15 protein-coding genes are annotated in these 24022 nt (G+C 36.6%); 10 read left to right on the forward strand and 5 right to left on the reverse strand.

What is annotated here, in order from left to right:
* The first annotated feature begins 151 nt into the window (after positions 1 to 151).
* The 8 genes from ACM55K_RS00360 to ACM55K_RS00395 all read left to right on the forward strand — a co-directional run bounded on the left by ACM55K_RS00360 (position 152) and on the right by ACM55K_RS00395 (position 15326).
* Positions 152 to 1996 carry an NPCBM/NEW2 domain-containing protein gene (locus ACM55K_RS00360; protein ID WP_416848252.1) on the forward strand — a complete coding sequence of 615 codons (1845 nt, stop codon included), beginning with the start codon at positions 152 to 154 and terminating at the stop codon, positions 1994 to 1996.
* 285 nt (positions 1997 to 2281) lie between these two features.
* Positions 2282 to 4618: a beta-galactosidase gene (locus ACM55K_RS00365; protein WP_416848253.1), complete on the forward strand. Its 2337-nt coding sequence runs from the start codon at positions 2282 to 2284 to the stop codon at positions 4616 to 4618.
* A gap of 674 nt (positions 4619 to 5292) precedes the next feature.
* Positions 5293 to 6282: a glycoside hydrolase family 43 protein gene (locus tag ACM55K_RS00370; RefSeq protein ID WP_416848254.1), complete on the forward strand. Its 990-nt coding sequence runs from the start codon at positions 5293 to 5295 to the stop codon at positions 6280 to 6282.
* A 140-nt stretch (positions 6283 to 6422) separates the two neighbouring features.
* A complete protein-coding gene (locus ACM55K_RS00375) occupies positions 6423 to 7484 on the forward strand; it encodes a glycoside hydrolase family 43 protein (protein ID WP_416848255.1) in 1062 nt (353 codons plus the stop codon).
* Between the two features lie 10 nt (positions 7485 to 7494).
* Positions 7495 to 8526 (forward strand): family 43 glycosylhydrolase, encoded by a 1032-nt coding sequence (locus ACM55K_RS00380; protein ID WP_416848256.1) that lies wholly within the window; start codon positions 7495 to 7497, stop codon positions 8524 to 8526.
* A 4-nt stretch (positions 8527 to 8530) separates the two neighbouring features.
* A complete protein-coding gene (locus ACM55K_RS00385; RefSeq protein ID WP_416848257.1) occupies positions 8531 to 11152 on the forward strand; it encodes an alpha-L-arabinofuranosidase C-terminal domain-containing protein in 2622 nt (873 codons plus the stop codon).
* Positions 11153 to 11163: 11 nt separating this feature from the next.
* Positions 11164 to 13536, forward strand: a complete 2373-nt coding sequence (locus ACM55K_RS00390) for a beta-L-arabinofuranosidase domain-containing protein (protein WP_416848258.1) — start codon at positions 11164 to 11166, stop codon at positions 13534 to 13536.
* Between the two features lie 68 nt (positions 13537 to 13604).
* A complete protein-coding gene (locus ACM55K_RS00395; RefSeq protein ID WP_416848259.1) occupies positions 13605 to 15326 on the forward strand; it encodes a GH39 family glycosyl hydrolase in 1722 nt (573 codons plus the stop codon).
* 151 nt (positions 15327 to 15477) lie between these two features.
* Here ACM55K_RS00395 and ACM55K_RS00400 read toward each other — a convergent pair whose 3' ends face one another.
* Positions 15478 to 16350, reverse strand: a complete 873-nt coding sequence (locus ACM55K_RS00400; RefSeq protein ID WP_416848260.1) for an AraC family transcriptional regulator — start codon at positions 16348 to 16350, stop codon at positions 15478 to 15480.
* A gap of 191 nt (positions 16351 to 16541) precedes the next feature.
* Here ACM55K_RS00400 and ACM55K_RS00405 point away from each other — a divergent pair, with 191 nt between their 5' ends.
* Positions 16542 to 17138, forward strand: a complete 597-nt coding sequence (locus ACM55K_RS00405) for a hypothetical protein (RefSeq protein WP_416848261.1) — start codon at positions 16542 to 16544, stop codon at positions 17136 to 17138.
* Between the two features lie 440 nt (positions 17139 to 17578).
* Positions 17579 to 18286, forward strand: a complete 708-nt coding sequence (locus ACM55K_RS00410) for a hypothetical protein (protein WP_416848262.1) — start codon at positions 17579 to 17581, stop codon at positions 18284 to 18286.
* Between the two features lie 82 nt (positions 18287 to 18368).
* Here ACM55K_RS00410 and ACM55K_RS00415 read toward each other — a convergent pair whose 3' ends face one another.
* The 4 genes from ACM55K_RS00415 to nuoL all read right to left on the reverse strand — a co-directional run bounded on the left by ACM55K_RS00415 (position 18369) and on the right by nuoL (position 24019).
* Positions 18369 to 19085 carry a DsbA family oxidoreductase gene (locus ACM55K_RS00415; protein ID WP_416848263.1) on the reverse strand — a complete coding sequence of 239 codons (717 nt, stop codon included), beginning with the start codon at positions 19083 to 19085 and terminating at the stop codon, positions 18369 to 18371.
* A 203-nt stretch (positions 19086 to 19288) separates the two neighbouring features.
* Positions 19289 to 20659 carry an NADH-quinone oxidoreductase subunit N gene (locus ACM55K_RS00420; RefSeq protein ID WP_416848264.1) on the reverse strand — a complete coding sequence of 457 codons (1371 nt, stop codon included), beginning with the start codon at positions 20657 to 20659 and terminating at the stop codon, positions 19289 to 19291.
* 12 nt (positions 20660 to 20671) lie between these two features.
* On the reverse strand, positions 20672 to 22114 hold the full coding sequence (locus tag ACM55K_RS00425; RefSeq protein WP_416848265.1) for a complex I subunit 4 family protein: 1443 nt from the start codon (positions 22112 to 22114) through the stop codon (positions 20672 to 20674).
* Between the two features lie 9 nt (positions 22115 to 22123).
* Positions 22124 to 24019 carry an NADH-quinone oxidoreductase subunit L gene (gene nuoL / locus ACM55K_RS00430; protein WP_416848266.1) on the reverse strand — a complete coding sequence of 632 codons (1896 nt, stop codon included), beginning with the start codon at positions 24017 to 24019 and terminating at the stop codon, positions 22124 to 22126.
* Positions 24020 to 24022: the final 3 nt, after the last annotated feature.

Genomic DNA, 24022 nt, shown 5'->3' on the forward strand with positions numbered 1-24022 from the left:
TTTGCGTAGTATCTTGACAGATAGATTTCACACAAGAGATTCTACATCAACGTCTAATATCAATGGAGTGATAAATTCTTTTTAAAAAACAGAGGTTTATCATACTAAAATTGATTGCTTCAAACAATTTTCATTTCAAAAAATCACATTTATGATTCAATCTAAATTTAACAAAATAGCACTCTCTATCTTATTCTTTTCCATATTCAACTATACTGTCCAATCCCAGGCTGAAAAAGAATTTCATAGTTGGGCACCAACTCCCCCCATGGGTTGGAACAGTTGGGACTGCTTTGGACCTACAGTTACAGAAGCCGAAGTAAAAGCTAATGCTGATTATATGTCCAAATATTTAAAACCTTATGGTTGGGATTATATTGTAGTAGATATTAGGTGGTATGTTGGGAACGATAAATCACATGGATACAATGAAAAAGATCCCGATTATGTTCTGGACCAATACGGTAGATTTTTACCAGCAGTAAACCGTTTCCCTTCTGCAGCGGGAGGAAAAGGCTTTAAACCTTTGGCTGATTACCTACATAAAAAAGGATTAAAATTTGGCATCCATATCATGCGGGGCATTCCAGTAATAGCTGTAAAACAAAACTTACCAATAAAAGGCACGAATGTAACAGCCAGAGATATTTATTCTGAGAAAGATCAGTGTAGTTGGTTGCACGATATGTATACTGTAGTTCCGGGCAAGCCAGGAGCACAAGAATACTATAATTCTCTTTTTGAATTGTACGCTTCATGGGGTCTTGATTTTGTTAAGATAGATGATCTTTCTTCCCCTATTTATTTTGAAGAAGAAATCAACATGATCCGTAAAGCCATTGATCGCACCGGGCGTAAAATTGTATTGAGCACCTCACCTGGCGAAACACCAATTGCACATGCAGACCATGTTCAAAAAAATGCGAATATGTGGCGTACCGTTGGTGATTTTTGGGATAGCTGGCAACAATTAAAAGACCATTTTGAAGTCTTTGAGCGTTGGAACAAATGGCGTTCCTATGGCGCATATCCAGATGGTGACATGTTACCGCTTGGTCGTATTGGAATCAGGGCAGAAAGAGGAGATCCTAGGATGACTGCTTTTACCAAGGATGAACAATACACTTTAATGAGCTTATGGTGTATTTTTAAATCCCCGTTGATGTTTGGTGGCAATCTTCCGGATAACGATCCTTTCACTCTCTCTCTGCTGACTAATAAAAATGTACTGAAGGTTTTGAACGAAAGTACCAACAATAAGCCGCTTTTCACGGATAAAGACAAAGCCGCTTGGATAGCAGACGAACGAGGAACTGGAGCAAAATACTTGGCGGTTTTCAACACAACCGATCAAAAATTGGTATCCGAAGAAAAAGCGGTTTGGAACAGCGGATTGATCTCAAAAGCAACTTCGGGTCAAAGTGCCACAATAGACATTGATATTTCGGGTGCTAAAAAACTGTATTTAGTGGTAAATGATGGTGGTGACAAAACCGATTGGGATCATGCGAACTGGATAGAACCAACACTATATAACGGTAAAAACGCTATTAAACTTACTAGTTTAAAATGGACAAAAGCGACATCTGGATGGCAAAAACCTAAGCTCAACCAAAGTGTTTCCGGCAATGCTCTTACAGTAAATAAAGTTAAATATGAAAATGGTATCGGTACGCATTCCAATTCAATTATAGAATTTGACATACCCGAAGGCTATACTCGTTTTAAAGCACTTGTTGGATTGGATGCAGCTTGTATCTCTCAAAATACGGGAGCTACCGTTAAATTTTTTGTGTTTACCCAAAACCCTTCAGGGCCTCCTCCTCCACCGAGCGTAAAAATCCCAATAAATTTGAAAAATATAGGACTTTCGGAAAACTATATAATCACCGATTTATGGTCCGGAAAAGTACTTGGGAACTATTCCGGAGAATTTACGCCTGAAATCAATTCGCACGGTGCCGGCTTGTATAAAATTGTTAAAGTGTCGAAATAGCTATTTTTTTGTAGTTCGTAACTAACTGTCAGGGTAATAGATTTAATTATTCATTTTGAAGCATAAAGCGACACTTGGAATTTAGAATTTATGAACAGAGATTTTGGTCAGTATATTTTAATTGGGTACTTGTGGAAAAATGAACTGGAGTAACTAGCACTATCAATTTCAATAAAACAATAATCTACAACGGAAAAAGCAAAATCCGTAAAACTATAAAGAACTAAATATAAAAGAACACCCACATGTTAAATTTTATCAAAGGTTCTTTTTTAAAATGAAAAAATGAAAAAAATTCTATTAATTACCATTTTAATATCCGGTTTATATATGAATGATGGCATTGCTCAACAGCAAAATAATTCATTCTCTCTTGGAAACAAAGAATTCTTATTAAACGGGAAACCTTTTATAATTCGCGCGGCAGAGTTGCATTATCCTCGTATTCCTAAACAATACTGGGAACAAAGAATACAACTTTGTAAAGCCATGGGAATGAACACCATTTGTATTTATCTATTCTGGAACCTACACGAACAAAAACAAGATCACTTTGATTTTACAGGACAAAATGATGTCGCTGAATTTGTACGTTTAGTACAAAAAAACGGAATGTATTGCGTTGTCCGTCCTGGACCTTATGTTTGTGCTGAATGGGATATGGGAGGTTTACCATGGTGGTTGCTAAAGAAAAAAGACATTAGCTTGCGTACTCTTTCGGATTCATTTTTTATGGAACGAACCCGAAAATTTTTTAGAGAAGCTGGAAAACAGCTTGCTCCTTTACAAATCCAAAATGGCGGAAACATCATCATGGTTCAGGTAGAGAATGAATATGCTTCTTACGGATCCGACGGCGCCTATATGGAAGCGATGCGTGATAATGTGAGAGAAGCTTTCGATAAAGTGCAACTTTTCCGTTGTGACTGGTCTTCTAATTTTAATAAATACAAATTAGACGGTGTTGCCACGACTTTAAATTTTGGGGCTGGAGCTAATATTGACAAGGAATTTAAAACCTTTCAAGAAATTAATCCAACTGCCCCTTTAATGTGTAGCGAATATTGGACAGGCTGGTTTGATCATTGGGGAAAACCACACGAAACCCGTTCTGTTGACAGTTTTATTGGAAGTTTAAAGGACATGATGGACAGGAAAATTTCGTTCAGCCTTTATATGGCTCACGGAGGAACTTCTTTTGGTCAATGGGGTGGCGCAAATGCAGCTCCCTACTCGGCCATGGTATCTTCTTACGACTACAATGCGCCAATTGGCGAACAAGGCAATACCACCGAGAAATTTTTTGCTATTCGTAATCTGTTAAAGAATTATTTACAAGAAGGCGAAACTTTGGGAGAGATTCCTCAAGCGATGCCTATAATCGAAATCCCAACTTTCGAGTTAAAAGAAAGCGCTTCTTTATTTGCTAATTTGCCTCTTGCCTATAATTCAGAAAACATCCAACCAATGGAAAATTTTGATCAGGGCTGGGGACGCATTCTTTACAGAACGAAATTGAATGCTTCGGCTGTAAAACAAAAAATAATTATAACCGAGCTTCACGATTGGGCAACGGTATTTATAAATGGAAAATCCATTGGAAAGTTAGACCGCAGAAAAGGAGAAAACACCATTGAAATTCCGTCGCTTTCTGAAAATGCACAACTAGACATTTTGGTTGAAGCTACTGGCCGTGTCAATTACGGAAAAGCGATTCTTGACAGCAAAGGGATAACAGAAAAAGTAGCATTAACCGATGGTAAAACAACAAAAGAATTAAAAAACTGGCAAGTGTATAATTTTCCAGTTGATTATGCATTTCAAAAAAACGTTACCTATTCAACTGCCGCTGCAAAAGGTCCCGCATGGTATAAAAGTTCCTTCAACCTGACTAAAACGGGCGATACTTTTTTAGATATGAGTACTTGGGGCAAAGGGATGGTTTGGGTTAATGGGTATAACTTGGGTCGTTTTTGGAAAATTGGACCACAACAAACTTTATTTGTACCGGGCGTATGGCTTAAAAAAGGAAAAAATGAAATCATTGTTTTGGATGTTGACAAACCAGTTAACAGAAAAGTGGCAGGATTGTCTAAATCTATTTTAGATAAAATTAATATTGACGAATCCTTATTGCATAAAACGCCAGGACAAAAACTGGATCTATCAGCAGAAAATCCTGCACATACAGGGACATTTACAAACGAAAATGGCTGGAAAGAGATAAACTTTCCCAAACAATATAACGGAAGATATTTTTGTCTGGAAGCATTGAATTCACAAAAAAATAATGATCCGCTTACTACACTTACAGAATTGGAATTAATCGGAGTCGACGGAAAAATAATACCGGTCTTGAAATGGAAAATTGTTTACGCCAGCAGTGAAGAAGTGACTGCAGGAAACTATACGGCAGATAAAATTTTTGATCAACAGGAATCCACATTTTGGCAAAGCCAATCTGTAGGTGCAAAACCATCACACCCGCATCAAATTGTAATTGATTTGGGACAGGTGGAATCCATAAAAGGGTTCAGATACCTACATCGTTTTGACAACAAAACAGCGGGTATGATTAAAGATTATAAAGTTTTTATTAAATTGGACCCATTCAATCTATAGTCAAATTGAATTATCCTGAAAATGGTTAAATCGGAAACTGTATTAATGCAGTCTCCGATTTAACCATTTTTTTTTAGTTTGATTTTATTTCTCTTTATAATAATAACAAATTCTTAGTTTTTACACAGAAGTTTCAGAATAAAATATTTTAAATAAACTCATAAATTTAGAAACGACTTCTTCTAAAAACATCAAATTTAAATTACAAGACTCTTAATTTATAGTCCATTTTTTTATCAGGTTGATTTGTTTACTTGCTTTTTTTAATTATATTTACAAATGTAAAAAACACACTTATAATACCCAAAAAAATAAAAATTCAACATAATATTAACCGATTCCTTAAAAACACAACAATGCGTTTCAAGCAATTACAAAAAATCACGATAAACGATTCGATTTAAATTTAGCAAAATAACACTCTTGTCTTATTTTTTTCCCAATCTCAGACTGATAAGAATTTCATAACTAGCCGGTAATTGCCCCTGTGGGCTGCATCAGCTAGGTTTGCTTTGAATCTAGAGTTCCTGAAGTAAAAGCCAGTCCTGATACGTATGCCTAAATAACTAAATTGTATAAAATACAACATGAATTACAATTCAATAATACCCACAAAAAAAAGGAACACTTATAAATGGCTCGGTTTATTTTTAGCCCTAAATACTCTAGGATCGATGTCAGCACAACAACTTTCTAAAAATAAAGTTTCAAAATCCGAAATGGAGACTTTCAATAAAAAAACAAGTGCCTACTTATTCACCTACTTTTCGGGTAATGGAAAAGATAAAGAAGCCATCCGGTTTGCCATCAGCAAGGATGGTTATAATTTCAGTGCTTTAAATAATAATATGCCCGTTATTAGTTCAGCCCAGATTAGCGCTACAGGAGGAGTACGAGATCCGCATATTCTCCGTGGGGCCGATGGAAAAACGTTTTATATGGTGGCCACCGATATGAATACATCAAAAAATGGCTGGGGACCAACTTATGCGATGGTATTATTAAAGTCAAAAGATTTGGTAAACTGGACTTCCCATGTTGTAAATATTCCACAAAGTTTCCCTGAATTATCGGCAGTTAGCAAGGTCTGGGCTCCACAAACCATATATGATAAAGAGAAAGGAAAATACATGATTTATTGGTCAATGAGCTTCGGCGATGGCCCCATTAAATTATATTATTCGTATGCAAATAGCGATTTCAGCAGACTAGAGACCAATCCCAAACAGCTTTTTTTTAGTCCAGACAACAGCACTTGTCTTGATGGTGATATCATTTTTAAAGATGGCAACTATCATCTATTCTTTAAAGCAACAGGACAGCACCCTGGTATAAAACAAGCGGTATCCAATAAACTTACAGAAGGGTATGTACTGCAGGATAAACGTTTAGAACAGACGGATAAAGAAGTAGAAGGTTCTGGAATGTATAAATTGAATAATTCTGACACCTGGATACTAATGTATGATCTTTATAGTAGTGGAAAGTATCAATTTACCAAAACGAAAGACCTCGAACATTTCACTCTAATAGACGAAGAAGTTACTATGAACTTTCATCCAAGACACGGAACCGTTATGCCAATCACTGCAAAAGAGGCTAAAAAATTAGAAAGTAAATGGGGCAACGAAAAAAATGGTACCGGTTCTCCAAATTCAAAATAAAAATAATTCTGAAATAGCCATTAACAAAACTTTAGCGCAAGCAAATGAAATTCGCTGAACATCTATGAAAAATATTAACTCAGTGAAGCAAACACCAATAAATGAAGTGTACAAAATAGTAAAGAATAACTTTTACATCTATGAACAAAATTAAATTTCTAGTTCTTTTTAGCATCTTGTTTTTTGTCAGTAATGCTGTGTTGGCTCAGAAAAAAAACAAAGTACCCAAAGAAAAAGATATGGGAGGGTATCTGATGGTATACTTTAAAGATGACACACACGGTTTATACATGGCATTGAGTAAAGATGGTTACAGTTTTACAGATGTAAATAATGCCAAACCAATTATAGCTGGTGATACGATTGCAGAGCAAAAAGGAATTCGTGACCCTTACATTTACCGAGCACCCGACGGAATGTTTTATTTGGCATTGACCGATCTACATATTTATGCTCAAAAAGCTGGATATCGCACTACCGAATGGGAACGTGATGGGAAACAATACGGTTGGGGAAACAATAGAGGATTGGTTTTAATGAAATCTCCCGATCTGATCCATTGGACGCATACCGTACTTCGTATAGATCAAGCTTTTCCTGAATTGGCAGACATTGGTTGTGCATGGGCACCTGAACTCATCTATGACGATAAAAAACAAAAAACCATGATCTACTTTACTATGCGCTTTGGCAACCAAAAAGACAAAGTGTATTATTCGTATATGAATTCCGATTTTACAAAATTAGAAACCGCTCCAAAACTTTTGCTTGAGTATCCAAAAGATGTTGCCTACATCGACGCCGGCATTACCAAAGTAGGCAATAAATACCACTTGTTCTATGTGCCGCATGATGGAACAGCGGGTGTTAAGCAGATGGTTTCTGATTCCATTAATTCAGGCTATCAATATGACGATAAATGGTACGACCCTGAACCGGTAGGATGCGAAGCTCCTACTATTTACAAACGCATTGGTGAGAATAAATGGGTACTTATTTATGACATTTACCGCATCAATCCACACAATTTTGGGTTCAGTGAAACCTCTGATTTTGTGAATTTTAAAAATTTGGGACACTTTAACGAAGGGGTTATGAAATCGACCAACTTTTCGTCACCCAAACATCCGGCGGTTATTCAAATCACAAAAAAAGAAGCCCAAAAACTGGCTAAAAACTGGAACTGTGAACTAAAATTCTAAAACATAAAAAATGATTATAAAAAATTTAGTTAAAGGTTTTGCATTTATCTTATTATTAACCTTTAGTAATACTCTTGTTAGCCAAAAATCAACATTCAACAAAACCAAAAAAAACAACAATCCTGCTCTAAAAGGATTATATGCTGATCCCGATATTATATACGCCCAAAAAACTGGAAAATTTTATATCTACCCTACCAGTGACGGATTTGAGAATTGGTCAGGCACCTATTTTAAAACCTTCTCTTCGGCAGATCTTATCAACTGGAAAGAGGAAGGCGTAATCTTAGATCTCCCTAAAGATGTGAGCTGGGCAAAGAAAAACGCATGGGCTCCTTGCATTACAGAAAAGAAAATCGGAAATAAATACAACTATTTTTTCTATTTCTGTGCTGCGCAAAAGATTGGTGTTGCTGTGTCAGACAATCCTAAGGGACCCTTTGTTGATTCAGGAAAACCTTTAATCGACAAATATCCTGAAGGCATTACAAAAGGGCAACAAATTGATCCGGACGTATTCACAGATCCTAAAACAGGGAAAAACTATTTGTACTGGGGAAATTCTTATATGGCTTGCGCCGAACTTAATGACGACATGGTTTCCATCAAACAAGAAACCATCAAAATAATGACTCCTGACAAGAGCTTCCGTGAAGGCGCTACTGTTTTTTTTAGAAATGGCAACTATTATTTCCTTTGGTCAGAAGATGATACACGAAGCGAAAACTATAAAGTGCGTTACGGAACTTCGGATTCTCCAATGGGGAAAATAAATATCCCACAAAATAATCTTGTCATTGCAAAAGACGCACAAGCCGGTATATATGCAACGGGTCATAATTCAGTAATTCAAATTCCGGGTAAAGACGAATGGTATATTGTTTACCATCGCTTCAATTATCCAAATGGAATCACCATGGGAAGATCGGCAGGATATAATAGAGAAGTATGTATCGACAAACTGGAATTCAACACTGATGGCAGTATAAAACAGGTGATACCAACCCATCGGGGAATTAAAAAAGTCAAATTTAAAAAATAGAATCATGATAAATATTTTCAAATTTCAAAAGCAAAAAAAGCACTTTTTAGGATTGCTGCTTGTATGTTTTTCTACTTTGTCTACTTATGGTAATAATCCAGATTCAGCCTATATATTCTCCTACACTTCAGGAAAAAGTTTCGACGGACTCCATTTTGCTTGGAGTATCGATAAAATCAATTGGCATCCCATAGGGCCGGAATACCATTATATCCATTCCGATTATGGAAGATGGGGATCGGAAAAAAGAATGGTTTCACCTCTATTATTTCCTGGGGCTGATGGACTGTGGCATTGCCTTTGGAGTTTGAATGAAAAGGACGGAACTTTTGCCCACGCTTCGTCAAAAGACCTTCTTTATTGGGGTCGTCAGTCTTATCCTGTTGTTATGACCGACAAAAACTGCTGGACACCCGAAGTTACTTACACCAAAGAAAAAAGCGAATACACGATTTCATGGTTAAGTAAAGATCAAACCGAAACCAAAGCTTGGTGCACGACAACCAAAGATTTTAAAAAATATTCGGAAACCAAAAACATCCCGGTAACAGAATACAAAAACTCCCGCAGCACTATCCTTATCGCTGGAAAACAAGAAACTGGGTCCATCAATAAAGTGGCTTGGAGTGTTGTTGATGGCTTGATTAAAACCCAACAATTATCGGCTTATAAAACCCAACTTTGGTCAGAAACCACAAAAACCGACACAGAACGTTTTGCCGACTTAAAACCTGTAGAAGCGAAGTTCACTTTGGACGTAACAAAAAGCAAAAAAATCAGTAACACCTTGTTGGGAATCTTTTTTGAAGACATCAATTACGCTGCCGATGGTGGTCTATACGCTGAACTGGTTCAAAATAGGGATTTTGAATATACTATAAGCGACACGAAAGGCCGAGATGCCACTTGGAACAGCACCAAAGCATGGAGTTTGAAAGGCGAAACCGCCAGTTATACTATTGATTCGATAAACCCAATCCATCCCAACAACAAACATTACGCAAAACTTGCAATTAAAAAAACGGGAGTGGCATTGGCAAATGAAGGTTTTGATGGCATTGCAGTAAAAGCGGGCGAAAAATATGATTTTTCAGTATTTGCCCGTGCTACTGATGCCAAATCAGCAAAACTTCTTATACGCTTGGTGAGTAAAAATGGTGAAATCGTAGCAGAAACATCAACCCAAACAATTGCCACAGTTTGGAAAAAACACAATGCAACTCTTACTGCAAAAATAACCATAGCCGATGCCAGTCTGGAAATCATTCCACAAATGACGGGCTCATTGGACTTAGACCTGATTTCGCTTTTCCCGCAAAAAACGTTTAAAGGACATAAAAATGGATTACGTGGAGACTTGGCCCAAACATTGGCGGACTTAAAACCTAAATTTATGCGTTTTCCCGGAGGCTGTGTTGCGCACGGCGACGGAATAGCAAACATTTATAATTGGAAAAACACCATTGGCCCGCTCGAAACACGAAAACCAATGCGCAACCTTTGGGGATACCATCAAACAGTTGGTTTAGGGTATTTCGAATATTTCCAATTTTGCGAAGATGCGGGAGCTGAACCATTACCGGTCATAGCTGCCGGTGTCCCTTGTCAAAACTCGTCAACAGGAGGTGCTGGGCAACAAGGCGGAGTTCCTATGTGCGATATGGAAAATTACGTGCAAGACATTTTGGATTTGGTCGAATATGCTAATGGGGATATAACGACCAAATGGGGTAAAAGACGTGCCGAAGCTGGACATCCGAAACCTTTTAACCTGAAATATGTTGGCATTGGCAATGAAGATCTTATCACCGATATTTTTGAAGAACGTTTTACGATGATCTTCAAAGCAATGAAGGAAAAGCACCCTGAAATAACGGTCATTGGAACCGTAGGTCCATCCTTTGAAGGCACTGATTATCAAGAAGGCTGGGATATCGCTTCAAAATTGGGTGTGCCAATGGTTGACGAACACTACTATCAATCTCCAGGCTGGTTCATCTATAATCAGGATTATTATGATCAATATGACCGTACAAAACCCAAAGTATATCTTGGCGAATATGCCGCTCACTTGCCTGGAAAACCCAATAATATCGAAACAGCCTTGGCAGAAGCCTTATATTTAACTTCTTTGGAACGCAATGGAGATGTAGTCAGCATGACTTCTTATGCGCCCTTATTGGCAAAAGACAAACATACGCAATGGAATCCCAATCTGATTTATTTCAACAATACGGAAGTGAGACCAACGGTAGGCTATGAAGTACAGAAACTCTATGGCGAAAACGCTGGTGACCACTATATCCCGAGCGAGATTAGCCTTTCCAACAATCAGGAAAATGTAAAAACCCGTATCGCCATATCTGTCGTTCAGGACACTAAAAGTAACGACATAATCGTAAAACTGGTCAACCTCCTACCTGTTGCCGTTACTGCATCCGTTGACTTGAAAAATGGCAATCTAGGAAGCAACGAGGCTCTAAAAACCGTATTGAAAGGTGATCCAAGCGACAAAAAAGCGAAACCGATAGTTTCCACTCGTCCTGTTTCAGAGTTGATGAATGCTGAATTACCGGCATACTCATTCACCGTATATCGCATTAAAACTGTTGGCTTAAATAAATAAAATTCAAAAAGATGATACCAAATAGTATTAAAAAATCATTTTGGCTCGGACTTGTACTGGTTTCAACAGCTTTTGTTTACGGACAGTCGTCTCAACTTCAAAGTTTTCCGTTATTCTCGGTTCGTTTACTGGAGAGTCCTTTTAAAGCAGCTCAAGAAACCGACATGAAATATATTTTGGCCCTTGATGCAGATAGACTTTTGGCTCCTTATTTCAAAGAGGCTGGATTGGAATCCAAGGCAATAAATTATCCTAATTGGGAAAATACCGGTCTTGATGGTCATATTGGCGGACACTATCTTTCGGCTTTGTCAGAGATGTATGCCGCAACTGGAAATCAGCAAATAAAGGAAAGACTCGATTATATGATCAACGGTCTCGAAAAATGTCAGCAGAAAAATGGAAACGGATACATTGGAGGTGTTCCCGGAAGCAAAGCCTTATGGGAGGAGATTGCCAAAGGAAAAATTGACGCCGGAAGTTTTTCGTTGAATAATAAATGGGTACCGTGGTATAACATCCATAAAGTATATGCCGGATTGGTGGATGCTTACACTTTGACTGGAAATGAAAAAGCTAAAAAAATGCTCATCCAACTTTCGGATTGGTGTTTAAAATTGGTTGCAAACCTTTCGGATAATCAAATACAGTTGCTATTAAAAAGCGAACACGGCGGAATGAATGAAATTTTTGCCGATGTTGCAGCTATCACGGGCGATAAAAAATATTTGGTTTTGGCTCGAAAATTCTCCCACAAAGCAATTCTTGATCCACTTTTGAACAATACAGATGCCTTAAACGGACTTCATGCGAATACCCAGATTCCTAAAGTAATAGGTTTTATGCGTGTTGCCGAAGTTTCGGGTGATAAAGAATGGACAAATGCCGCTAACTTTTTTTGGAATACGGTGGTAAATAACCGCACCATTTCTATTGGAGGAAACAGCGTTAGAGAACATTTTAATCTCGCCACCGATTTTTCCTCTATGCTGGAATCCAGAGAAGGGCCTGAAACATGCAACAGCTATAATATGCTTAAATTGAGTAAGCATTTATTTCTTGCCAATCCTTCTTCAAAATATATGGATTATTACGAACGCACGACCTACAACCATATCTTGTCGTCACAGCATCCTGATGGTGGTTTTGTGTATTTCACCCCTATCCGACCTCGTCATTACCGAGTTTATTCAGAATCCCAACAATCTTTTTGGTGTTGTGTAGGTTCTGGTTTAGAAAATCACGGAAAATATGGGGAACTCATTTATGCGCACGACAAGCAAAATCTCTATGTGAACCTTTTTATTCCTTCTACCCTAAATTGGAAAGAGAAAGGAATTACGCTTACGCAAAACACCAAATTCCCGTTTGAAGAACAATCGTCCATCACGCTAACGTTGAAAAAATCACAGCAGTTTGCGATTAAGTTCCGTTATCCATCCTGGGTAGAAAACGGCAAAATGAAAATTACGGTCAACAACCAAGAAATAAGCATTACAAAAGACCAAAATTCATACATTTCGATTGCACGAAAATGGAAAACAGGTGACGTGATTTCGATAATTCTGCCAATGCAAAATAAAACCGAGCAACTTCCGGATAAATCAGCCTGGGTTTCTTTTGTACACGGTCCTATTGTACTTGCTGCAGTAACAGACACAACAGATTTAGTCGGCCTTCATGCAGATGACAGTCGTATGGGACATATTGCCAATGGACCTATTTACCCTATAGAAGATGCACCTTTGCTTGTTTCCAACAGCACTGATTTAGCCGCTTCATTGAAAGCCGTAGCCAACAAACCGTTTACTTTCAGCGCTTCGGATCTTATTTATCAGGAAAAATACAAGAACCTGCAACTCGTTCCGTTCTTCCAGATTCACGATGCCAGATATATGTTATATTGGCCTTATACGACCAAAGAAAAATTGCCAGAAATACAAAGAGCGATGAAAGAACGAGAGGAATCGCAAATGAAATTAGAGGCAATTACCGTTGATGTAGTTACAGCAGGAGAACAACAACCAGAATCCGACCATAATTTCAAAGGAGAAAAAACAGATACCGGAATTTTTAAAGAACGTCATTACCGAAACGGGCAAGGTTCGTTCAGTTATGATTTGAAAAATCCACTTTTACAAGCCCATAAATTGCGCATCACCTATTTTGGAGCCGACAAAAATAGAAATTTTGATGTTTATGTTAATGCTATTTTGGTAGCATCGATGAATATGGATGGAACAGAAGGAAATCAATTCATAGATAAGATAATTGAACTTCCTGCTGCAATCCTGAATGCTAAACCTAAAATTTTGCAAGTACAATTTAAAGCAAAACCCAATTCGACCATTACCGGTATTTACGAGGTTCGGATATTAAAATAGAACAACTGCCCAACTCCATAATAAAGTTTTGATACCTATACTATTAATGTAATTCAAATTGAGACCAAATGATTAACAAAGAAAATAAAATGATCGTAAAAAGTAAAGTGGCAGTACTTGCCTTTGTAGTCCCATTTCTATTTAACTGTATAAATGCTTTTTCGCAAACTACAGAGAAACCCGTCGAAGTAAAAATAATGCTGGACAAACCAGTCGGTGACATGTATCCAATGTGGGCATGGTTCGGGTACGATGAACCGAATTATACATACATGAAAGATGGCAAGAAGCTACTAACCGAACTCGCAGCACTTTCGCCTACGCCGGTATATGTTCGGGCGCACAGTTTGTTGGTAAGCGGGGATGGCGTTGCCGCTCTTAAATGGGGGAGCACGAATGCTTATACGGAGGACGCCAAGGGCAACCCAATATACAACTGGCGTATTATCGACAGCATTTTTGATACCTATATCAAGCGCGGTATGAAACCACTTGCCCAGATTGGATTTATGCCGCAGGCACTGAGTACACATCCGGAGCCCTATAAACATTCCTGGAAACCAGGCGATCCTTACAGCGATATTCTGACGGGCTGGGCTTATCCGCCAAAAGACTACAATAAATGGGGAGAACTGGTGTACCAATGGGTAAAACATAGTGTGGAACGTTATGGCAAAAAGGAGGTAGAAAGTTGGTATTGGGAAGTGTGGAATGAACCTAACGGCTACTGGAAAGGCACTATGGACGAATACTTTAAACTATACGATTATTCAGCAGATGCCGTGAAAAGAGCACTTCCAACAGCTAAGATAGGAGGTCTTAATATCGCCGGTACAAGGAGCGAGAACTCCCAAAAGTGGACGAACGCTTTTTTGCAGCATTGCATCAGCGGTACTAATTACGCAACGGGCAAAAAAGGGGCACCTCTGGATGCTTTTCTTTTTCATGCAAAAGGAAACCCAAAACTAATAGATGGCGTAGTACGTATGGATATGTCGCCGCAATTAAAGGATATTTCTACCGGATTTAGGATTGCATCATCTTATCCGGAAGTTAAGAATCTACCTATCATCATTGGGGAAAGCGATCCCGAAGGATGTGCAGCATGTGGCATGGCTACTAACCCGCAAAATGCTTACCGTAACGGAACTATGTACAGTAGTTATACCGCTGCATCGTTTGCCAGAAAATATCTTTTGGCCGATAAATATAATGTCAATTTCCTGGGTGCTGTTTCTTGGTCGTTCGAATTCGAAAACCAGCCCTGGTTCTATGGCTTCCGTGATTTAGCTACAAATGGGGTAGACAAGCCGGTACTGAATGTATTCCGTATGTTCGGAAAAATGAGCGGTAAACGCGTAACTGTGCAAAGCGACCGGATGACGCCATTGGAATCCATTGTCGAGAACAGCGTACGTGGTGAGCAGTCTGAAATAGGTGCACTTGCGAGTGTTGATAGAAAAACAGCCGGCATCATGTTGTGGAACTACCACGACCTCGACCAATTGGGAGCTGCAGAACCAGTTAGGGTAAGCATCAGTGGTATTAAAGCCAGAAAAGTAACACTCACCCACTACACCATCGATAGCCAACACAGTAATTCATACGAGGTTTGGAAAAAAATGGGCTCACCACAAAACCCTACGACTGCGCAAATAATAACACTCGAAAAAGCCGGCCAATTAGAAACCGTTGGAAATCCACAAAAACTAGACGTGAAAGCAGGCAGTTTGGTAGTTGATATCGTTTTGCCCAGACAAGCGGTATCGCTTTTGAAACTAGACTGGTAAGCTATCCAGTTGACATTTGCGTCGTTTGAACTGTAATTCATGATCATCTATCGGTCTTATTTGATTATTTATTTACAATGCCCCACATTATCTGGGGTATTGTAATTTTTAAAGATCCTACCCCAACAACTATTACCGCTAAAAAATCACATTACTTAAGCACTGATCTAAGTTCCTGACGGTATTCTGAAGCACTTTTACCTGTAAACTCTTTGAACGATTTATTGAAATAACTGAAATTATTGAATCCACTTTCGTAACATATTTCAGTAATACTTATCGGTTTTTCGGCTAATAACTTAGATGCATGAACCAAACGGTAATCATTTACAAACTTCGTAAATGTTTTATTGGCTATTTTTTTAAAATACCGACAAAAAGAAGGCACAGTCATACTAACCAATACAGCCACTTCTTCGAGAGCAATATGCTCCTGAAAATTATCTTTTACATAATTAAAAACAGCATTGATACGGTCATTATCTTGCATCTGCATTTCCATAGAGAAGCCTTTTGCATTTAAAACAATACTTTCTTTGGATTGTTCGAGTTCATTTAAAATTGACAACATACTTAATAACCGCTCTAATTGAGACTGTTCCTCCATTGCTTCAATTTTAGTACCTATTGCTTTCTTAGTTTCTCCCAAAAATGAAATCCCTGATTTGGCTTGGTTAAATAAATTTCTAATATTTTTCATTTCGGAAATATCAAAAAAGTCATTTCCAAGAAAGTCAGGCTTCATTTGTATAACCGTTTCTTTTTTGTTCCCCGTTTCTTCATTCGTAAATCCGCAATGCGGTAAATTGCTTCCTATTAATATCAAATCCCCGTCATTATAATAGGAGATATGACTTCCTACTTGTCGTTTTCCAGATCCTCCATTAATATAGACCAATTCGATTTCAGGATGATAATGCCAGTGATTCGCATTATTGTTAGCATTTTCTTCATAATTAGAGAAAAAAAATGAACTTCCAAAAGAAGGCGTAATGATTTCCAAGTTGGGCAGTATAGGTCTCATGTTCCATGAATTTTAGAATTAATGTAAAAATACCTAAAATGCGAATACTATACCTTTTTTTAACCTTTATCGATTTCGTAAAAGATAAAATAGCACATATATTAGAAAATCCTGTACTATTCTTAATGAATCTGTTAGAATAATTTAGCATCAGATAAATAATCAATTATAAATCTAAAACATTTACTATTATGAAAAAGATTGTAAAATTTAGTTTAATGCTAGCCGCAGCAGCATTAACTACCGTAGAAGCACATGCAGGGAACGCTAATTTCTCATTAGATTTAAAAAAAGAAGAAGGAAAGACTGTAAGTTTTACTTTAAGAGAGACCAAGAAAATCGACTTGTCGATTTATGACACCAGTGACAATTTAATTTACCAAGAGAATGTTACGTCTGACGATAACATTAACAGAACATACGATTTGACAGCTTTCCCTGACGGAGTATATTACTTACAAGCGGAAAGTGACCTTAAAATCTCAAAGTATAAAATTGAGGTTGTTGGTAAAGTAGCCAAATTATCTGCTGATGCCATTTCTGAAGTTTACAAACCAGTTTTGGTAAACAAAAACGGAATAGTAACACTTAATATACTAAACTTAGACAAAACTCCTGTTACCGTTAAAATTTATAGCTCAAATGATACCGAGTTATATAATGAAACCTTGCCTTCTGAATTGAATGTGGGTAAAATATTTGACGTAAGTAAGACGCTAGGAGACAGATATACGTTTGTAATAACTTCTAATGGAAAAACTTTTGTCGAAACAGTTGATGCCAAATAATCATTAAATAAATGTCTAATTGAGGAGGCTGTCTTTTGGGATAGCCTTTTTTTTGTTTCAAAACTAATGAAGCTAAAATATTCATCAAGGTAATTTGACAACTATTTGAAAAAAAAGCATCTAGTTTTAGTTATTACCGTTGAAGTAGCAACTAATTTTGACTGTTCTATTCCGGAAAAGGGCAATAAAAAAAATCCTAACAAAGGAATTGCAATAAAAAAAACACTGAATCACCGCTCTTGAATAAATTATTATCACTTCATTTTTAAATTTTAAAGTATTGACTTTCATGTGTTTAAAATTAAAAAATCAAACAATAGCCTAAAACACGTAATCAAGATTATAATTTCTGGCACGCTACTTGGATATACCTAATCAAATAAGTAAAAAAGCGTAAGCCGAAAAGCTCGAGAGTAGGCAAAACCCAAATTATATTGATTATGAAAAAAATTACCCTTTTAGTAGCTAGTATCTTTCTTATTGGAGGTGGTGTAGCGAATGCAACAGAAAAAACGAATTTCTCTATTGAGAGAAGATCACCTGTTGATTTTAGAAATGCGGAACCAATTGTGTTCACCGAAAGAGGAATCGAATTTTTTGTATTTCCTGACGGACAATTTGATTTCAATACACGCCCATCAAATGGTAGCGATATGTATTACAAATCAAAAAGAACAAGTGCTGTAAATAAAACGTATGGTACGCCCACAAATTTTAGAAACCAAAATTACGGTGTAAAAGTGGAACATGATAATTCTGGTAAAGTAAGACGTATTGGAAATGTATTTATCAACTATGATTCAAATAATAGAATTAAACGAGTTGGTTCAGTATACATGACGTACAACCGTTATGCCTTAGAACAAGTAGGTGGATTGCAAATTATCTACAACCGTCGTGGTCAAATTGTTGATATTGTTGGAAGTGTGAATGGACGTAGAGCGAATGAATACAGCCAAAATAACTATGACAATAATGATCGTGATTATAGAAATAATCAAAATAACGATTATAATAACAATCGTGATTATGGAAACAATCAAAATTCAAATGATCAGGATCAATACTACTATAAAAATGATGGTGCAAAAAACCAGAAAGACACTAGAGTAACGGGAAGTTTAGATATTAGAGTAGATAAAAGATAATTAGTTTGTTTAAAATGGTTAGTTAAAAAAGTCCCGTTGGTATTCGTATCAACGGGACTTTTGTTTAAAGCTATTCTCCATTTTAGTCACAACCATTGATGTCGCAACTATTCTCGGTTGTTGTATTCAACAAAGTTACTTTAGATTCAAATTTACCTTCTTCCCATACTTTTTCTAATGTTTGTAAAAAAGCTGCTGCGGGTTGCGCTCCGGAAATTGCATATTTACTATCGAAAACAAAAAAGGGAACACCTTGCACACCAATTGAATTTGCCGATGCAATATCTTCCTGTACTTCATATGCAAAAGCATCAGAATATAACACTTGTTTAATTTCTTCCGCTTCTAGTCCAACTTCAAGCCCCAATTCGGCTAATGTATTTAAATCGTTGACGTTCTTACCTTCGGTCAAATACGCTTTGAATAGTAATTCTTCTAAATCATTTGCCAGATTGTACTTTTTAGCCAAATGCAACAGACGATGTGCATTCCATGAATTCGCCAGAACTGCTTTTTCAAAATGGAAATCCAATCCTGCCGTCTTTGCATTTTGAGTCATGTTATCGAGCATATTTTGAGCCCAATCCGTATCTTTTCTGTATTTTTCTGCTAAATGTTCCACCATAGTATCATCCGGAGAAGCAATAAAACCAGCGTCTAGTTGAAAGCTTTTCCATTCAATGGCAACAGCATCTTTATACTCAAAAAGCTGTAAAGCTTCTTCAATCCTTCTTTTTCCTATATAACAAAACGGACACATGATATCCGACCAGATTTGTATTTTTAATTTATTTTCCATCTTCATCTATTTAATTGAAATTCAAAATTGATTCTATAAGGCAAAATTAATCAATTCGGTTTTGAGCTTTTTGCATTTTAGGATTTTATTATAGATCCCCGAATAGTAAATATTTATCACAATCAAAGAAACAGGAAACTCTTGAAACCAAAAAACCATCAAAATTGCTCTTGATGGTTTTTGTATATTTTTAAAGCTTTGGCTTATCCCAATAAATCCAAAACAAAAGACGGAAACAAACCTAATGCTATATTCAAGACAATCGCTATAACGGCAACGGCATAAATAATAATCGGAGTTCCTTTTCTTTCTTCATTTGGCTCTTTGGTATACATCGCCAAAATCAATTTGAAGTAGTACCCAACGCTTATAATAGAATTCACAACTGCAACGATTACTAAAGCCAAATAACCTGCTTGAATAGTTTGATTAAATAAAACCAACTTTGCGAAAAATCCAGCGAAAATTGGAATACCAGCCATTGAAAGTAAAGCAGCTGTAAGAATCGCAGCTAACAAAGGATTTGTTTTTCCTAAACCGTGAAAATTAACGACATCTTCGTTATCTCTATTTTTACAAACATATAAAATCACACTAAAAGCTGCGATTCCTGATAAAGAATACGCTGATGCATAATACAACAGACTACCTGCTGAAGTGGACAAACTCAATAAAGTCATCAACATGAATCCAGCATGGGAAATCCCTGAAAAAGCCAACATACGTTTCACGTTTGTTTGTCTTAATGCCATAATATTACCAACAGTCATGGAAGCCATAGAAATCACCACCACAATAATTTTGAATGACTCTGAAATATCAGCATTCATAACGTAAAGCAATTTGTATAAAGTCGCCATAGCAACTACTTTTGCCAAAGTGCTCATCAATGCAGTTGTCAATGCAGGAGAACCTTCGTAAACATCCGGTGCCCAAAAATGAAAAGGAACTGCAGCAACTTTGAATAACATACCAATCGTTAACAATACAATTCCAATTGGAAACCAAATTGGCAATTCAGCCGATTGTGATAATTCACTGATTTCAGTAACGTCAAAACTTCCCATCGCTCCGTAAATTAAACAGATACCAAAAAGAATGATTCCCGAAGCAAAAGATCCCATTAAGAAATACTTCATTCCCGCTTCGTTACTTTTTAAATTCATACGGTCACTTGCCGCAAGAATATAAAGTGATATGGATAACACTTCGATTCCCAAAAAGAACATCGCTAAGTTCCCAAAAGAAACCATCGCCACTGCTCCCGCCAATAAAAACACTTTTATGGCAATAAAATCAGAAATTTTAGATTGATGATTTTCATAAAAATTATGTCCTAAAGCCACTAAAAAAATAGTAAGCACAATAAACAAAGAAGAAAACACAGTTGAAAATTTACTAACAATAATCATATTGTTATAGTAACTCTGTGTAGAATTAAATTCAGATATGGTTAAACCCAGAACCGCCAATAATCCAATAATCGTTATTGGAACAATGGCTTTCCTTAAATTAAAAATTTCAAATAAAAGGCATAAAACACCTAATCCTATTATAGCTATTAATGTATTCATTTTTTATTTGACTTAGTTAATTCGGTTTAATTGAGTTAAAATTTCTTCCAGACTTGGTGTGATCAAATCAATGATTGGTTTTGGATACATTCCAAAAAAGAATAGGACAGCAATTACAATTACCAAAGTTATTCCTTCATTGATCGTTACATCAGCAAAAAGTTTTGAATTGGTTTCGCCTAACATAGCGTGTTGAAACATTTTCAACATATAATACGCTCCTAAAATTATAGTTGATCCTCCTAAAATGGCAAACCAAATATTTATTTGTGAAAGACTGTATAAAACAGTGAATTCTCCAACAAAGTTAAAAGTAGTTGGCAATGCTACAGAAGCCAAAACCAAAATTAAAAACATGGAGGTGAATTTTGGTGTTTGAGCACGAATCCCTCCCATTTCAGTAATTGCTCTTGTCTGATATCTTCTGAAAATAATCTCAGCTACAAAAAACAATCCAACAACCACAAAACCGTGCGCTATCATTTGCAAAACTGCCCCACGCAGTCCATCTAATGTCAACGTGTAGGTTCCCGCTGCTATTAATCCTACGTGCGCCAAAGAAGAGTACGCTAATAATTTCTTCAAGTCTTTTTGTCTCAAGGCTACAATTGAACCGTAAATTACACCTGCAAGTCCAAGTCCAATAAATATAAACATGTATTCTTTAGCAGCAAGTGGTGCTAGCGGTAATTGCCAACGGATAACGCTGTACAATCCCATTTTTAGCATAATACCCGACAAAAGCATCGTCCCAACAGTTGGTGCCTTTTGATATACGCTAGCCTGCCAAGTGTGGAAAGGAATCAATGGAATCTTAATGGCATACGCCAAGAAGAAAGCCAGGAATATCCACAATTGCTCGGTTGCCGACAAATTCAATTTGTATAAATCTTCCAATAAAAGACTACCTGCTTTTTGATATATATAAACAAAAGCCACTAGCATAAATAATGAACCTGCAAGTGTGTAGATAAAGAATTTAACTACTGCTTTTTTACGTTCTTCTGTGTCTCCGTTACCCCATATTAATGCAATGAAGTAAATAGGAATTAATGATAACTCCCAGAATATATAATATAAAAGACCGTCTGATGCTAAGAATGTTCCTGCCATTGCAAATGACATAAACAAGATTAACGCATAAAATGATTTTGAATTTTTATATTCATTTCCAAAAGAAGAGAAAATAATAATTGGAGTCAAAACTGTAGTCAATAAAAGCATTGCTAACGAAAGTCCGTCCGCTTTTAAGGCAAAATAAATATTAGGTTTTGTAATCCACTGTTTGATGAAACTGATATTTTCACCTAAATTATAGTGATTTAGTAATACAACAGAACAGCCTGCAGCAGCTAACCCAAAGAACAAAGCTACTTTTGAAGCTAGTTTATCGCCTGCAAGGAAAGTTGCAAACGCACCAACTAAAAGTATAATTAATATTAGAGATACATTCATAGTATAAGATTATTGAGCTAAAAATAAATAGGAAACAATGGCACAAAGCCCTAATACGAAAACGAAAAGATAAAGTCCAATACTTCCATTTTGTATTTTTTTTCCTTGATAACTTATTTCGTTAGTTACTTTTCCGAATCCAAAAACTAAAGCTGATAAAGCCGTTTCAACATTATCTCTGAAAAAACGAGACAAGACATTAATTGGTTTAACAAAAATAGCATCATAAAATTCATCAACATAATATTTATTGTAAAGCACTTTAGAAAACCCTGTGATTTCCGTATCTACTGTCGGAACTGTATTTTGTTTAATGTATTTGGCATAAGCCAAACCAATTCCAACTAATCCGCCCACAACCGCAATAGCCATCAACATGTATTCGGTAGTTCCTAAATGGTGCTCAGCATTCAATAATTCCGGTAGAATAGGAGTTAAATACCCATTCAACCAACTATTTCCTGGCAAACTGATTAACCCACCTATTGTTGCCAATATTGCTAAAACAATTAAAGGAAAAGTAATCAAAGAAGGACTTTCATGTAAATGATGCTTTTGCTCCTCAGTACCTCTAAATTCTTGGAAGAAAGTTAAAAACATCAACCTGAACATATAAAAAGCAGTCATTATAGACGCAACCGAAGCAACAACCCATAATGGAATTGTATGTTCGAATGCCACTAATAATATTTCATCTTTAGAGAAAAACCCTGAAAATAATGGAACTCCGGAAATCGCTAAGGAAGCTATTAACATGGTGATAAAAGTAATTGGCATCGCTTTTTTCAATCCACCCATTTTACGCATGTCTTGTTCTCCGTGTAAAGCGTGAATTACAGAACCTGAACCCAAGAACAAACAAGCTTTGAAAAAAGCATGTGTGATTACGTGGAAAACAGCTACTTCATAAGCCCCTAAACCTAAAGCCAAGAACATTAATCCCAATTGAGAAACAGTTGAATAGGCCAATACTTTCTTAATATCATTTTGAACCAAACCAATTGTTGCGGCCACTAAAGCAGTAACTGCTCCAACAATCGCAATAATATCATTTACCAAATGCATACTTGGCAAATCAAGACTGTATAAAAAATTTAATCTAGTTATCATAAAAATACCTGCAGTAACCATTGTCGCAGCGTGAATCAATGCCGAAACCGGTGTTGGTCCAGCCATCGCATCCGGCAACCAAGTGTATAATGGTATTTGTGCTGATTTCCCACAAGCTCCAATGAATAGAGCAAAAGCGGCAACACCAATCCAATAGCTATTTAAATTTGTAGCCGTAGCAATAGCCGTTTTTAATGTAGCAAAATCCAATGTGGAGAATAAGCTTCCAAGAATGAAAATCCCAACTAACAAACCTAAATCTCCAATTCGGTTCATGATGAATGCTTTCTTAGCTGCATCATTAAAATCTTGGTTTTTATGCCAAAATCCAATCAGCAAATAAGAACAAAGACCTACGCCTTCCCATCCGATGAACATTACTAATAAGTTACTTCCTATTACTAAAGTGATCATGAAGAATATAAACAGATTCAAATATGCAAAGAACTTGTGCATATTTTCATCATCGTGCATGTAACTGATAGAATATAAATGAATCAAAGATCCAATCCCGGTTACGAAAAGCAACCATAAAATTGATAATTGGTCTAATTGAAATCCGAAATCAACCTTGAAATTACTGATTTGAATCCAGTCAAAAAGTGAAATATGAATTCCCTCCGATTGCGCTGAAATTCCACTGAAAAAATAAGCGGTCGCAATAAAAGAAACCACAACAGAACCGGTTCCAATTATTCCAGAAAGCGGTTTTCCCAGACTTTTTCCAAAGAAAACATTGATTAAAAATCCTAAAAAAGGAGCAAGAACTAAAACTAAAGCTATATTGGTATTCATTTC

Source organism: Flavobacterium arabinosi (assembly GCF_048158725.1).
GTDB classification, from domain to species: Bacteria; Bacteroidota; Bacteroidia; order Flavobacteriales; family Flavobacteriaceae; genus Flavobacterium; species Flavobacterium arabinosi.